Genomic DNA, 14,528 nt, shown 5'->3' with positions numbered 1-14,528 from the left:
GAAGCAGCGAAAAAACCGACGCCTGCGATGCCGCTCCATCAACAAGCCACCGCCCCGGCACAACGCCAAGCAGCGGCAATCGCATATTGCATGCATCACGCAACATGCAAAACGCAAACCGCCGCTCCAGCAAGCGTTTCAAAAATCCCCGCTGCGCCCCGTACAATAGCCGTCTGCGCAACCTCCGCACCGTCTTCGATGAACCTCGTCATCCAGAGCCCTGCACCAATCTCCGATTCGCACCTGAAGCCGCTCGCCGCTCTCGCCCGCTCGACCGTAACAGCGCGCATCGACGACACGCTCCTGCGCTTGTCCGATGCCGATCCGCTTCAGCGTCCCGACATCGACGCCTATTGCGGCACGCATTCGCTCGACTACGCGTTCATCGAGCCGCAAGCGCAACTCTCCGATTTCGGCCTGGTCGCGATGGACATGGATTCGACGCTCATCACGATCGAATGCATCGACGAAATTGCGGACTTTTGCGGTCTGAAAGCGGAAGTCGCGGCGATCACCGAAGCGTCGATGCGCGGCGAGATCAAGGACTTCAACGAAAGCCTGACGCGCCGCGTGGCGTTGCTCAAAGGTCTCGACGCGAGCGCACTCGAACGTGTCTACGAAGAACGCCTGCGCCTTTCGCCCGGCGCGGAACGCATGCTCGAAGGCGCACGCGCCGCCGGCCTCAAGACGCTGCTCGTTTCAGGCGGGTTCACGTTCTTCACGGAGCGATTGAAAGCGCGGCTCGGCCTCGACTACACGCGGGCGAACACGCTCGAAATCGTGGACGGCAAGCTGACGGGCAAGGTCATCGGCGAAATCGTCAATGCGGATGTCAAAGCGCGCACGCTGCGCGAGACGTGCGAAAAGATTGGCATCGATCCGAAGCGCGCCATCGCGATGGGCGACGGATCGAATGACCTGAAGATGATGGCCGAAGCGGGATTGTCGGTAGCGTTCCGCGCAAAGCCGGTCGTGCGCGAGGCCGCCACCGTCGCCTTCAACTTCGTCGGACTCGACGGCCTGCTGCGCCTGTTCTGAAACGGTCAGCCCAGCGCCTTCACGAGCGCCGCCTCGAGATCGGCGCGCAAGTCGGCTTCGTCTTCAAGACCGATATAAAACCGCACCAGCACGCCCTCGTGCGGCCACTGCGACGCCGTGCGCATCGAGCGGACGTTGTAGGGCATCGCGAGGCTGTGCGCGCCGCCCCAGCTCCAGCCGATCGCGAACAATTCGAGCGCCTCGACGAAAGCATCGACCTGAGCGGCGCTATAGCGCCCGTCGAACACGATCGAGAACAGGCCGCCCGCGCCGCCTGAAAAATCGCGCTCGTAGAACGCGTGGCCGGGGCAGTCTTCCAGCGCCGGATGCAGTACCGCCGCCACTTCCGGACGCGTCTTGAGCCAGCGTGCCAGCGCGAGCGCCGAGCGGTCGTGCGCTTCGTAGCGCAGTTTCATCGACGGCAGGCTGCGCAGCACCAGCGATGCATCGTCCGCCGAAACGCCGATACCCATACGCATGCGCGCGCGCTTCAGCTTCTTGTGCAGTTCGACGTCGCGTGTGATCGTCGCGCCCATCAGGATGTCGCTGCCGCCCGACTGATACTTCGTCAGCGCCTGCACCGAAATATCGACGCCATGCTCGAACGGCCTGAACGCGAGCCCCGCTGAATATGTGTTGTCGATGGCCGTTACGATGCCATGCGCCCGCGCCACGGCGACGATCGCGGGCACGTCCTGCACTTCCATCGTCACAGAGCCCGGCGCTTCCAGCCAGATCAGCTTCGTGTTAGGCCGGATCGAATCGGCAATGCCCGCGCCGGTCATCGGATCGTAATAGGTCACTTCGAGCCCGAAGTCGGCGGCGAGCCAATCCGCGTGCTCGCGATTCGGCGAGTACGCGTTGTCCGGCACCAGTACGTGATCGCCCGCCTTCACCAGCGCGAAATACACGTTCGATATCGCCGCCAGACCGGAAGGCTGCAAGAGCGCGTGCTCGCCGCCTTCGATCGCCGCGAGGCGTTGCGCGAGCGCGATCGTCGTCGGCGTGCCGTGCAGGCCGTAGCGCCACTTGGAATCGTCGCTCCAGACGAGCGCGCGCATCGTCGCGAGATCGGGAAACACGACCGTCGACGCCCGCGCCACCGGCACCGCAAACGACTCGAAGCCGGGCGTGATGCAATCGTTCGGCTGCACGATGCGGGTTTGCAGGTCGCGGTTCTGGCTGCTTGAATCGGTCATGAATAAAAAGCGATGAGATAAAAAGGACGGGCGGCGCCCGGTTGCATGCAATAAACCTATTCGCCGATGATCACGTTGCTCGTGCCACCGACGGCGTTAGACGGCGGCAGCGGCGGCGCAGGTTCCAGCGAAGGCGCGGCCTGACGCGCCGCGCCGCCGCCAGCAGGCGCGGGCGGCAATTTCACGCCGGCCACGGCAGGCCGCAGGTCGAACGGCTGCGCGTTGGAATCGTCCGGATTCATGCGCTCGCCCGACACGCTGCCGTCCGCTTCGAACTTGCCGATCCAGTTGCCGGTGATGTGCGTGCCGTCGTTCGATTCTTCGATTTCGAGCGTGTCGCCGTCACGGTCGCCGGCGACGAGAATCACCGAAGGGCTGCCCGCGAAACGGTATTCACCGTGCACGCCGGACGGCTCGTCTGTTTTCGCGCCGAGCTTCATTTCGATCTGCCTGCCGCCGAGCGTGCCGACATAGCGCGGAAAGCGCGCGTACTCCGGGTTCGGCGACAGCGGCTTCTGTGGCGGCAAGGCGAGCGTGCGGATGGCGTCGTCCGCGCCGTGGGACTCGCCCTTCGGCGCGACCCCGTTTGCGGCGCTCGACGTATCCGGCGGCATCGGCGAATTGCAGCCCGCGAGCGCGAGCGCAAACGCCAGCGATGCCGCAGCCATCGTCATCGGCCGAACCGGAAAGCCCGGCCGCCTCGTTGCTTCTTTCATGCTTGCTTCCTTCGATACAACGTTAAATGCGCTCGAAGATCGCCGCGATGCCCTGCCCGCCGCCGATGCACATCGTCACCAGCGCATAGCGGCCGCCGATGCGTTGCAGTTCGTACAGCGCCTTCACGGTGATGAGCGCGCCCGTCGCGCCGATCGGATGGCCGAGCGAAATGCCCGAGCCGTTCGGATTGACCTTCGCGGGATCGAGTTTCAGTTCCTTCGTGACGGCGCAGGCTTGCGCGGCAAAGGCTTCGTTCGCTTCGATCACGTCGAGATCGTCGACGCTCAGGCCCGCGCGCTCCAGCACCTTCTGCGTCGCCGGCACGGGTCCGATGCCCATGATCTTCGGATCGACGCCCGCGTGCGCATACGCGACGAGCCGTGCGAGCGGCTGCAGGCCGCGCTTCTCCGCGACGCCCCGCTCCATCAGCACGACGGCCGCCGCCGCGTCGTTGATGCCGGATGCGTTGCCGGCGGTCACCGTGCCGTTCTCCTTCGCGAAGACCGGCCGGAGCTTGGCGAAGTCATCCGCCGTGGCGTTCATGCGAACGTGTTCGTCCTGGTCGAATACGGTATCGCCCTTCTTCGATGCGAGCGTGATCGGCAGAATCTGTTCCTTGAAATAGCCCGCCTCGATGGCCTTCGCCGCGCGGCGGTGCGATTCGAGCGCGAGCGCGTCCTGCGCCTCGCGCGTGATGCCGTACTTGTTCGCGACGTTTTCCGCGGTCACGCCCATGTGGATCTTGTCGAACGGATCGTTGAGCGCGCCGAGCATCATGTCGACGATGCGCGTGTCGCCCATGCGCTGGCCGAAGCGCGCAGCCGGCATCAGATACGGCGCGCGGCTCATGCTTTCCGCGCCGCCGCCGATGGCGATATCGGCATCGCCCAACAGGATGGACTGCGACGCCGATATGATCGCCTGCAAGCCCGAGCCGCACAGCCGGTTCACCGTGAGCGCGGGCGCATCCTTCGTGACGCCGCCGTCCAGTGCGGCGACGCGCGCCAGATACATGTCGCGCGGCTCGGTCTGGATCACGTTGCCGAACACCACATGGCCGACTTCGTCGCCCGATACGCGCGCGCGCGAAAGCACTTCCCACACGACGCGCGCGCCGAGATCGCCCGGCGTGAAGTCCTTCAGCGCGCCGCCAAAGTCGCCGATTGCCGTACGCACGCCGCTTGCCACCACCACTTCGCGCTTCATGTTGTCGTCTCCTGGTCTGTGTTCTCGGATTATCCGGCGAGCGCGCGTTCGACAGCCGCCCGGCCGGGAATGGGCGCGACCGCGCCGAAGCCTTGCGTCGATAATGCCGCCGCCACGTTCGCATAATGCGCGGCGGTGAAAGGATCGTCGCCCGCGACGATGCGCGCGATGAACGCGCCGCCGAAGCAATCGCCTGCGCCGGTGGCATCGACCGCATTGACGACGCGGCCCGGCACCACCCGCCGCTCGGCGGGCGTCGCGATGTACGCGCCTTCCTTGCCGAGCTTCAACGCGACGACTTTCGGGCCGAGCGCGAGCAGCGCGTCGACGATTGCGTCCTTGTCGTCGAGACCGGTGAGCGCGGTGACGTCGTCGTAGCTCGGCAGGCAGATATCGGTCGCGCGGATCGTTTCGAGCATCACCGCGCGGGCGCGTGCAAGCGGCCACAGCTTCAGGCGCAGGTTCGTATCGAAGCTGACCGCGACGCCGTTCGCGCGGGCGTGATCGATGGCGGCGAACGCGGCGTCGCACGCGGCAACGCCGATCGCGAGACTGATGCCCGACAGATGCACGACCTTCGCGCCCGCGATCATGTCGAGCGGCAATTCCGACGGCGCATAGCGGCTCGCCGCCGATCCCGCGCGCAAATAGTCGAAGCGATGCCCGCTCTCGCCATGCGATACGAAATAAACGCCGGTGGGCGCGTGCTGGTCGATGCGCACGGCGGAGGTATCGACGTTTTCCGCGCGCCACAGATCGAGCAGCAGTTGCCCGAAGTGATCGTTGCCGACGGCGGAGACGAAGCCCGTTGCCGCGCCTTGCCGCGCCGCCGCGATCAGGAAGTTGGAGACGTCGCCGCCGAAGCCTTGCAGATAGTTCGGCTCATTGCGCTTTGACTGATTGAACTCGATCATCGCCTCGCCGAGCGCGAGGATGGCTGGATGCTGCGGATTCTGCGGCGTCATCGTTTAGACCTCACCCCAGAGATCGTGGCCGTCGGCGCCGGTGATTTTCACGGAGACGAAATCGCCAGCCTTGTAACGCTTCGATGCCTTCGCCGGCGGCGCGATATACACGACGCCGTCGATTTCCGGCGCATCCGCACCCGTCCGGCCGACGCCGCCTTCGCCGCTCACTTCGTCGACGAGCACCTTCAGCGTCTTGCCGATCTTCTTTTTCATGCGCTTCGCGGACAGCTCCTCGGCCAGTTCCATGAAGCGCGCGCGGCGTTCCTCCCGCACTTCGTCGGGTAGCGCGCCGTCGAGTTCGTTCGCGGTTGCGCCTTCGACCGGCGAATACGCGAAGCAGCCGACGCGGTCCAGATCCGCTTCCTTGATGAAGTCGAGCAGCGTCTGAAACTGCTCTTCGGTCTCGCCGGGAAAGCCGGCGATGAACGTGCTGCGGATCGTGAGATCGGGGCAGATGGCCCGCCACGCCTTCACGCGCTCGAGCACCTTCTCGCCGTTGGCCGGGCGCTTCATGCGCTTCAGCACTTCGGGATGCGCGTGCTGGAACGGCACGTCGAGATACGGCAGCACGTGACCTTTGAACGGGCCTTCGGCCATCATCGGGATGACTTCATCGACGCTCGGATACGGATAGACATAGTGCAGCCGCACCCATGCGCCGTATTGCGCGGCCAGTTCGCCGAGCGCGCCGACCAGTTCGGTCATGCGTGTCTTGAGCGGCTTGCCGTTCCAGAAGCCGGTGCGGTATTTGACGTCGACGCCATAGGCGCTCGTGTCCTGCGAGATGACGAGCAGTTCCTTGACGCCGGACTTGAAGAGATTTTCCGCTTCGAGCATGACTTCGGCGATGGGCCGCGAGACGAGATCGCCGCGCATCGAAGGGATGATGCAGAACGAGCAGCGATGGTTGCAGCCTTCGGAAATCTTCAGATACGCGTAGTGACGCGGCGTGAGCTTGATGCCGGCGGGCGGCACGAGATCGACGAACGGATCGTGCGGCCTGGGCAGATGCGTGTGCACTGCGTTCATCACTTCGTTGGTGGCGTGCGGGCCGGTGACGGCGAGCACTTTCGGATGCACTTCCTCGATGAGCCCGGTGCCGCTTGCGCTTTTCTTTGCGCCGAGGCAGCCGGTGACGATGACCTTGCCGTTCTCGCTGAGCGCTTCGCCGATGGCGTCGAGGCTTTCCTGGACCGCTTCGTCGATGAAGCCGCAGGTGTTGACGACGACGAGGTCGGCGCCGTCGTATGTGCCGGAGATTTCATAACCTTCGGCGCGGAGTTGGGTGATGATCTGCTCGGAATCGACGAGGGCTTTGGGGCAGCCGAGGCTGACCATGCCGATTTTGGGCGCTGGCGCGGTGGAGGTAGGCTTGACTGGAGTATTCACGGGATATTCGGGGAGAGGCACGGTTGCGGGCGTGCATGCCGCTCGGGTTGCGGCGAATTCGCTATTTTAACCGCAATGGGTTGGCGGCTTTCGCGGTGGTTTGGTCGTACTTCCGCGGTGCTTTTACGGCTGTCGGCAGTCTTGTTCGGCAGCCGCCTGCTCGCGAGGATGAATTACTTGGCTGTCGACCGAGTTGGCGCTTCAGCGTCTTACTTTGGTCCATGCGGAAAGAGCGGCTTCGGGTCCGACGCATTAATCTGAGCGGGCACGCTGTAGAGCAGCGTTGGCACTGAGCTTGTGTACAGCCTCGGATCAGCATCCGCGCCGGCCGCGCGGTAGTGTGCTCCGCGTCCTTTGGCTCGACAACCCCAACTGTGCGCGAACAGGTTCAACGGTCGCAAGGACGGAACTTCAAGGATCGACTCCGGAACAACATCGCTCGTGGGGCGCGGCGAGCCGCCGGTGTTTTCTCGTCGCGACACTGGAATGTCCCACTGGTGTTAACGAGCCAACGGGCTCGGAGGACGTGGCGCTCAGCGGGCGCGGAAGGTGATTCAAGGCTGTCGGCAAGCTGAGTGCCGCCGACGTTCTACGAAGTGGCTACACCGGTCAGTCCGTCGGGCGAAAAAAAGCTGCTTTCTGTGGTTACTTTCTTCGCATGGGACCGGAGTAAGGCGCTGAAGCGGCAACTCTCGTCGACAGCCAAAAAAGTGACCCCGCCCCGGGGAGGGGCGCACTAATAAACCGACACGAAACGAAAACACCCAAGCGAGAGCAAGAAAAACCCTTACTTCTTCTCCCCCGGCGCCTGCTGCCCAGGAAACGGAAACGTATTGAACATCGACTTCGCCTGACTCTGCATCTGCTCCTGCATCTGCACGAACATATTCTTCGACTGCTCGATGTAGTTGGTCATCATCCCCTGCATCATCGGCGCCTGCATGTTCATGAACTGCGACCAGACTTCCGGATTCAGCGCATTGCCGTCATAAATGCCCTTGCTCTGCTCGGAGAGCTTCTGCTGGATATCGATGAACGCCTGAATATTTTTCTCCAGGTACGTGCCCATCATGCCCTGCATCGCATGACCGTAAAAACGGATGATCTGCGAGAGCATCACCGATGAAAACATCGGCAACCCGCCGCTCTCCTCTTCGAGAATGATCTGCAGAAGGATGCTGCGCGTCAGGTCGTCGTTGGACTTCGCATCGAGCACCTTGAACTCTTCCTGATCGAGCACGAGCTGCTTCACATCCGACAACGTGATGTAGGTGCTCGTCTCCGTGTCGTACAGCCGGCGATTCGGATATTTTTTTATCAGCCGCTCGGCGGATTTCTTTGTAGTAGTAGGGGTGGTCATTGAACGCCTTTAAACGCAAGACTTTACTGCGATGGCAGCAGGCATGTCTTGCGTTGTCGCAAAAAAGCGTTGCTGCTGGGTCGCCGCGTCATTGATATATCCGGCAAGCGCGGCCAGCCGGACAGGCGCCCCGGGCGCCCGGCCGGCCGCCGCCGCCCGTCAGCCCATGTGCAAGCCACCGTTGAGCGAAAAGTCCGCGCCGGTGGAAAAGCCTGATTCCTCCGAAGCCAGCCACGCCACTATCGAGCCGATCTCGTCCGGCGTGCCCAGACGTCGAACAGGAATGGTCGCCACGATCTTCTCCAGCACTTCAGGACGAATGGACTTCACCATGTCCGTGCCGATATAGCCCGGCGACACCGTGTTGACCGTCACGCCCTTGGTCGCCACTTCCTGCGCCAGCGCCATCGTGAAGCCGTGAATGCCGGCCTTCGCAGTCGAATAGTTCGTCTGGCCAAACTGGCCTTTCTGCCCGTTCACCGACGAAATATTGATGATGCGGCCGAAGCCGCGCTCCACCATGCCGTCGATCACCTGCTTGGTCACGTTGAAGAGACTCGTCAGGTTCGTGTCGATGACCGCCGTCCAGTCTTCGTGCGTCATCTTGCGGAACACCACGTCGCGCGTAATGCCTGCGTTGTTCACGAGCACGTCGACCTCGCCGACTTCGGCCTTGACCTTCTCGAACGCGGCCTTGGTCGAATCCCAATCGCCGACATTGCCTTCCGACGCGATGAAGTCGAAACCGAGCGCCTTCTGTTCTTCGAGCCATTTCACGCGGCGCGGAGAATTCGGACCGCAGCCCGCGACGACCGTGAAGCCATCCTTATGCAGACGCTGGCAAATGCTCGTGCCGATGCCGCCCATGCCGCCCGTTACATACGCTATGCGCTTCGTCATTCCCGACTCCCTTTTCGTTATGCGGGCCACGCCTGACCGCGCCGCCCGCTTCGCTCGTCTCCGTGCCGCCGACGCGTCTTACAGACGCTCGACCGCCAGCGCGACGCCCATGCCGCCGCCGATGCACAGCGACGCCAGGCCCTTCTTCGCATCGCGCTTCTGCATCTCATGCAGCAGCGTGACCAGAATGCGGCAGCCCGATGCGCCGATCGGATGACCGATCGCAATCGCTCCGCCGTTCACGTTGATCTTCGACTGGTCCCAGCCCATCTGCTTGTGCACGGCCAGCGCCTGCGCCGCGAACGCTTCGTTGATCTCCATCAGGTCCAGATCGTTCACGCCCCAGCCCGCGCGCTCCAGACAGCGCCTCGAGGCCGGCACCGGACCCATGCCCATCACCTTCGGATCGACGCCCGCGTTCGCGTACGCCTTGATGCGCGCCAGCGGCGTCAAGCCCAGCGCCTCGGCCTTCTTCGCCGACATCACGACGACCGCCGCCGCGCCATCGTTGATGCCCGACGCGTTCGCCGCCGTCACCGTGCCTTCCTTCGAGAACGCCGGCTTCAGCCCCGCGAGCGCCTCGGCCGTCACGCCGTGACGCACGAACTCGTCGGTGGTGAACTGCAGCGGCTCGCCCTTGCGCTGCGGAATCGCGATCGGCACGATCTCGTCGTTGAATCGGCCGGCCTTCTGCGCGGCTTCCGCCTTGTTTTGCGACAGCGCCGCGAACTTGTCCTGATCCTCACGCGAGATGCCGTACTCGCGCGCGACGTTTTCCGCCGTCGTGCCCATGTGATAGTTGTTGTACACGTCCCAGAGGCCATCGACGACCATCGAGTCGATGAGCTTCGCATCACCCATGCGGAAGCCATCGCGCGAGCCCGGCAGCACGTGCGGCGCGGCGCTCATGTTTTCCTGCCCGCCCGCGACGACGATCTCGGCATCGCCCGCGATGATCGCGTTGGCCGCCAGCATCACCGCTTTCAGGCCCGAGCCGCACACCTTGTTGATCGTCATGCCGGGAACCATTTCGGGCAGGCCGGCCTTGATCACCGACTGACGCGCCGGATTCTGACCCGACCCCGCCGTCAACACCTGACCCATGATGACTTCGCTCACCTGCTCCGGCTTCACGCCCGCGCGCTCCAGCACCGCGCGAATCACCGTTGCGCCCAGATCCGGCGCCGCAATCTTCGCGAGCGAACCGCCGAACTTGCCAACCGCCGTACGCGCGGCCGATACGATCACTACGTCAGTCATTTCAGTTTCCTTTGGCATCGCATGTTAATGCCGTTTCGTGAGTGCCTATGCGGTCTCGCGCACAGTCGCCATTTCGCCCCGGGTTTTCGTCTCAAGCACCGCTCAACTGTCACGCTCCATCACGTAGCGCCCGGGCGCCGGTTCGATCACCGGATAAGCCTTCGAACCGAGCGACGCAGCCGGCTTCACCTGCTCGCCGGCATTCGCGGCGAGCCATTGCGTCCACGTCGGCCACCAGCTTCCGGGATGCTCGCTCGCGGCTTCGAACCACGCATCGGGATCGTCCGGGAGGCGGCCGTTCGCGTTGTCGAGCATCCAGAAATTGCGCTTGTTTTTCGACGGCGGATTGATCACGCCCGCAATATGCCCCGATGCGCCGAGCACGAACGTCTGCGGTCCCGACAGAATCGGCGCGGAAGCGTACGCCGATTTCCACGGCACGATATGGTCCTCGCGCGAACCGTAAATGAAGGTCGGCAGGTCGAGCGTCGTGAGGTCGATGGCTTGCCCGCAAACGGTCAGCGCGCCCGGCTCGCGGAGCTTGTTCTCCAGATACGTGTTGCGCAGATACCAGACGGACATGGGGCCCGGCAGGTTCGTCGAGTCGCTGTTCCAGAAGAGCAGATCGAACGCTTGCGGCGTGCGGCCCTTCAGGTAATTGTCGACGACGTAATTCCACACGAGATCGTTCGGCCGCAGATACGAGAACGTGTTGGCGAACTCGATGCCGCGCATCAGTCCCGCCGGCGCGCCGTTCTTGCCGCCGATCGCCTGTTCGCGCATCTGCACGTGCGCCTCGTCGACGAAGACATCGAGCACGCCCGTGTCGGAGAAGTCGAGCATCGAGGTGAGCAGCGTCATCGATGCGGCCGGCTCGTTGCCGCGCGCCTTCTCCACCGCGAGCGCCGTCGCGAGCATCGTTCCGCCGATGCAAAAGCCGAGCGTGTTGATCTTGTCCGCGCCGCTGATGTCCTTCACGACGGCCATCGTCTCGATCACGCCCTGCTGCACGTAGTCGTCCCACGTCTTGTGGGCGATCGACTGATCCGCATTGCGCCACGACAGAATGAACACCTGCTGTCCCGATTCGAGCGCATGGCGCACGAGCGAGCCTTCCGGCGACAGATCGAGGATATAAAACTTGTTGATGCAGGGCGGCACGATCAGCAGCGGCCGTGCATGGACCTTCGGCGCGAGCGGCTTGTACTGGATCAGTTGCACGAGTTCGTTCTCGTACACCACCGCGCCTTCGGTCGTCGCAATGTTCTTGCCGACCTTGAAGCCCGATTCGTCCGACTGCGAAATCTTGCCGCGCTGCATGTCGCCGAGCAGGTTCAACATGCCCTGACGCAGGCTTTCGCCCTTGCTTTCGATGAGCGCCTTCTGCGCTTCGGGATTGAGCGCAAGGAAGTTGCTCGGCGCGGCCATCGCGGCCCATTGCTGCACGGTGAAGCGAATGCGCTCGCGGGTTTTCGGATCGCTCTGGATCGCGTCGGCCAGTTCCTGCAGATAACGCGCGTTCAGCAGATACCACGCCGCCGTGAACGCGAATGCCGGCGTAGCTTGCCACGCGGTGTCCTTGAAGCGGCGGTCCTTCAGCGCGGCGGCGTCGATATTCTGCTCGCTCGCCTGCTTGAGCAGCTCGGTCACGTCGCGCGTGTAATCGCTTTGCAGTTGATGCAGACGCTCCGGCGCAATCGCTGCCGTCGGAATCTTCGGCAAGGTGGGCAAACCCTGCATCGCCGCGCCGAAACCCGGCATGCTGCTCGCCAGCTTGGCGAATTCCGCGAGTCCGTTCATCTTCGTGATGTCCGGCATCTGCGGCATGTTCGCGATGGTGGGAAACGCGGCGGCCAGTCCGTTCGTCAACCCGCCCAGTCCCGGAAACGGCAACGCACCCAGTCCCGGCATAACCGGCTTCCCGGCATTCGCCGCAAACGCGCTCGCCGCCTGATTCGTCTGTTCAGTGAATTTGACCCATTGACCGGGATCGGCCACGGTTCGCCATGCGTTGAGCCATTGCTCGAAGGCCTGCTGCACGCCGGTCGTATCGGCTGGAGATTGCGCCGGGGTGCTGTCGGCCGTGCTGGAGCGGGAAGATGAAGAAGAAGTTTTGGAAGCCATACCCGCCTTTGACCTCTGAGTCTCGCAAGACTGATTGTGATGCAGGCATTGCCGGGCTTTTCCTGACCAGCGCGCAAGTATTGATGCGCCTTAATTGCGCGTGGCAAGAGTGCCTTGCTACGCCGTGCCCGATTGAATGAATTCCGGGAACATTCTTGCTCTTGGGTGTCGAGCATGTCAATGCTTCGTCCCGATTTTGCCGCAGTGCGATATTTTTATAATTATCGTTTTCCCCCATGAAAGAAAAGGCTTCGCCATGGGGGTTGAAATCGCGATTGAAGCGCGGACGGATTAATCGGCGAGCCAGATCATGGCGGCCATGCGTCCCGTCACCCGATCCCGACGATATGAATAAAAGCGTGCGCTTTCCGTCACCGTGCAATGCGCGCCGCCATGAATGCGCGTGGCGTCGATGCCGATATCGGCGAGTCGCAGGCGCGCGAGCGCGTAGATGTCGGCGAGATACTTGTTCTCGCTGCCGGTTCGCCGGAAAGCAGCCGCCGTTGCATCGCGACGGCCCGCAGCGGACGCAGCGGCGAACACTTCCAGCACGTCCTCTCCGACTTCGAAAGCCGCAGGACCAATGGCCGGTCCGAGATAAGCGTTCAGTTTCGACGCCGGCGCGCCCGCCAGCGCGGCAACGCGCTCGCCCGTCTTTTCGATGATACCCGCCGCCAGTCCGCGCCAGCCCGCGTGCGCGGCGCCGACCGCGCGGCCGTCGTCGTCGCAGAAGAGCACGGGCAGGCAATCGGCGGTCATCACGACGCACACGATGCCCGCGCGGTCGGTCACGCTCGCATCGGCATTGACGGGGCCGCTCGCGCCGATGACCGCGTGAGCGTCCTCGACCTGCGTGCCGTGCACTTGCTGAAGCCACGCGGCATCGCGCGCACCGGTGAGCGCGAGCGCACGGCGGCGGTTCTCGCGCACCGCGTCGGGCGCGTCGCCGGTCGACAGGCCCAGATTCAGCCCGCCCGCGTCAGGCGCCCCGCCGTCGTACGGCGCAGCGCTGACGCCGCCCGCCCGCGTCGTCACGAATGCGCGAACGCGCGGCGACACGCGCCATCGCGGCCACAGGCAGTGCTGCGCGTCGAGTGCGGGCGCTTCGCCGGTGCGTGAATCGATCATGCTTCGTCGTCCTCGTAATCTTCGTCTTCGTCCCAGTCGCCTTCGTCCCCGCCCACCTCGTAGACCTCGACGAAGTCCTCGTCTTCGTCCAGATCGATATCCTCGTCGCGCCCGAAGCCGAGTTCCGCTGCGAGCGTCGACATATCGTCGGGCACGTCCGCGCGCCAGTGCACGTCCTTGCCCGTCAGCGGATGAACGAGCCCGAGGCGCCACGCATGCAGCGCCTGCCGCGCGAAACCGTTCGGCAGCGGCGTCACCGAACGCCTGCCGCGCACGTGACCGTAGACAGGATCGCCCAGCAGCGGATGCCCGGCATGCGCGCAATGCACGCGAATCTGATGGGTGCGGCCGGTTTCGAGATCGCAATGGATCGCGCTTACAGGCTGGCCGTTCCAGACCGCGCGGTCGATGGTGCGAAAGTGCGTGCGCGCGTGCTTGCCCGCCGCGCTCTGGACGACGGCCATGCGCGTGCGCTCGCGCGAATCGCGGCCGATGGGCGCGTCGATCGTGCCTTCATCGCGCATGTTGCCCCAGACGAACGCGACGTAGCGGCGCTTCGCCGTGCGCGCCTGCAACTGGCGCACGAGGTCGGTCTGCGCTTCCAGCGTGCGCGCGACGACCATCAATCCCGACGTCTCCTTGTCCAGCCGATGCACGATGCCCGCGCGCGGCAGGCCGGCCGCCGCGTCGCCGTATCGATGGAGCAGGCCGTTCAGGAGCGTGCCGCTCCAGTTGCCGGCCGCCGGATGCACGACCATGCCCGCCGGCTTGTTGATGACGACGAGCGCGTCGTCTTCGTAGACGATATGCAGCGGCACCGGCTCCGGCGTGAACGCCAGTTGCTCCGGCAGCAGGTCGGGCACGAGCGAAATGGTCGCGCCGAGCGGCACTGACTGGCGTACTTTGGCGCTCGCGCCGTCGACGAGCACGCGCCCTTCCTCGATCCAGCCCTGCAAGCGGCTGCGCGAGAATTCCGGGAAGACTTTGGCCAGCACCTTGTCGAGCCGGTCGCCCGCGAGCTCGTCCGGAACGCGCGCGGTGCGCACGTCGGCGGACGATGCGGCCGGGTCCGTTGCCTGCGGCGATTGCGGCGAAGCTGCGTCGTCGGCCTTATCGCATCGGCTATAATCTTTGAGTTGTTCTTTGGTACGACGAGTACTTGAGCGGGTCATTTGAAGAAGATTAACGGGAAGTACGCGAGGAGCGGCCGGTGGTGATGCGATGAAGTAAAACGTCATC

General features: G+C 64.0%; 12 protein-coding genes. 1 reads left to right on the top strand and 11 read right to left on the bottom strand.

Annotated features, from left to right (window positions below):
* The first annotated feature begins 198 nt into the window (after nucleotides 1-198).
* The gene (gene serB, locus AB6804_RS15440; RefSeq protein WP_370887151.1) at nucleotides 199-1,038 is read left to right on the top strand and encodes a phosphoserine phosphatase SerB; all 840 of its coding nucleotides are present in this window, start codon (nucleotides 199-201) and stop codon (nucleotides 1,036-1,038) included.
* Nucleotides 1,039-1,043: 5 nt separating this feature from the next.
* Here the strand turns inward: serB and AB6804_RS15435 are convergent, their stop codons facing one another.
* The 11 genes from AB6804_RS15435 to AB6804_RS15385 all read right to left on the bottom strand — a co-directional run bounded on the left by AB6804_RS15435 (nucleotide 1,044) and on the right by AB6804_RS15385 (nucleotide 14,461).
* Nucleotides 1,044-2,237 carry a cystathionine beta-lyase gene (locus tag AB6804_RS15435; RefSeq protein ID WP_370887150.1) on the bottom strand — a complete coding sequence of 398 codons (1,194 nt, stop codon included), beginning with the start codon at nucleotides 2,235-2,237 and terminating at the stop codon, nucleotides 1,044-1,046.
* A gap of 56 nt (nucleotides 2,238-2,293) precedes the next feature.
* Entirely contained in the window at nucleotides 2,294-2,953 is a 660-nt protein-coding gene (locus AB6804_RS15430; protein WP_370887149.1) for a hypothetical protein, read from the bottom strand.
* 22 nt (nucleotides 2,954-2,975) lie between these two features.
* Nucleotides 2,976-4,160: a beta-ketothiolase BktB gene (gene bktB, locus AB6804_RS15425; RefSeq protein ID WP_370887148.1), complete on the bottom strand. Its 1,185-nt coding sequence runs from the start codon at nucleotides 4,158-4,160 to the stop codon at nucleotides 2,976-2,978.
* A gap of 29 nt (nucleotides 4,161-4,189) precedes the next feature.
* Entirely contained in the window at nucleotides 4,190-5,125 is a 936-nt protein-coding gene (locus AB6804_RS15420; RefSeq protein WP_370887147.1) for a sugar kinase, read from the bottom strand.
* A 3-nt stretch (nucleotides 5,126-5,128) separates the two neighbouring features.
* The gene (gene rimO, locus AB6804_RS15415; RefSeq protein WP_370887240.1) at nucleotides 5,129-6,466 is read right to left on the bottom strand and encodes a 30S ribosomal protein S12 methylthiotransferase RimO; all 1,338 of its coding nucleotides are present in this window, start codon (nucleotides 6,464-6,466) and stop codon (nucleotides 5,129-5,131) included.
* Nucleotides 6,467-7,304: 838 nt separating this feature from the next.
* Complete coding sequence (gene phaR, locus AB6804_RS15410) at nucleotides 7,305-7,877, bottom strand: polyhydroxyalkanoate synthesis repressor PhaR (RefSeq protein WP_244794631.1); 573 nt, start codon at nucleotides 7,875-7,877, stop codon at nucleotides 7,305-7,307.
* A 159-nt stretch (nucleotides 7,878-8,036) separates the two neighbouring features.
* A complete protein-coding gene (locus tag AB6804_RS15405; RefSeq protein ID WP_244794630.1) occupies nucleotides 8,037-8,777 on the bottom strand; it encodes a 3-ketoacyl-ACP reductase in 741 nt (246 codons plus the stop codon).
* A gap of 78 nt (nucleotides 8,778-8,855) precedes the next feature.
* Nucleotides 8,856-10,037 (bottom strand): acetyl-CoA C-acetyltransferase, encoded by a 1,182-nt coding sequence (locus tag AB6804_RS15400; RefSeq protein ID WP_370887146.1) that lies wholly within the window; start codon nucleotides 10,035-10,037, stop codon nucleotides 8,856-8,858.
* Between the two features lie 102 nt (nucleotides 10,038-10,139).
* Nucleotides 10,140-12,161: a class I poly(R)-hydroxyalkanoic acid synthase gene (phaC, locus tag AB6804_RS15395; RefSeq protein WP_370887145.1), complete on the bottom strand. Its 2,022-nt coding sequence runs from the start codon at nucleotides 12,159-12,161 to the stop codon at nucleotides 10,140-10,142.
* 291 nt (nucleotides 12,162-12,452) lie between these two features.
* Nucleotides 12,453-13,289 (bottom strand): peptidoglycan editing factor PgeF, encoded by an 837-nt coding sequence (pgeF, locus tag AB6804_RS15390; RefSeq protein WP_370887144.1) that lies wholly within the window; start codon nucleotides 13,287-13,289, stop codon nucleotides 12,453-12,455.
* Nucleotides 13,286-14,461 carry an RluA family pseudouridine synthase gene (locus AB6804_RS15385; protein ID WP_370887143.1) on the bottom strand — a complete coding sequence of 392 codons (1,176 nt, stop codon included), beginning with the start codon at nucleotides 14,459-14,461 and terminating at the stop codon, nucleotides 13,286-13,288. Before AB6804_RS15385 ends, pgeF begins: the two co-directional genes overlap by 4 nt.
* Nucleotides 14,462-14,528: the final 67 nt, after the last annotated feature.

Source organism: Caballeronia sp. RCC_10, assembly GCF_041360715.1.
In the GTDB taxonomy this organism is placed as follows: Bacteria; Pseudomonadota; Gammaproteobacteria; order Burkholderiales; family Burkholderiaceae; genus Caballeronia; species Caballeronia grimmiae.
This window is presented reverse-complemented; position numbering and strand designations above follow the sequence as displayed.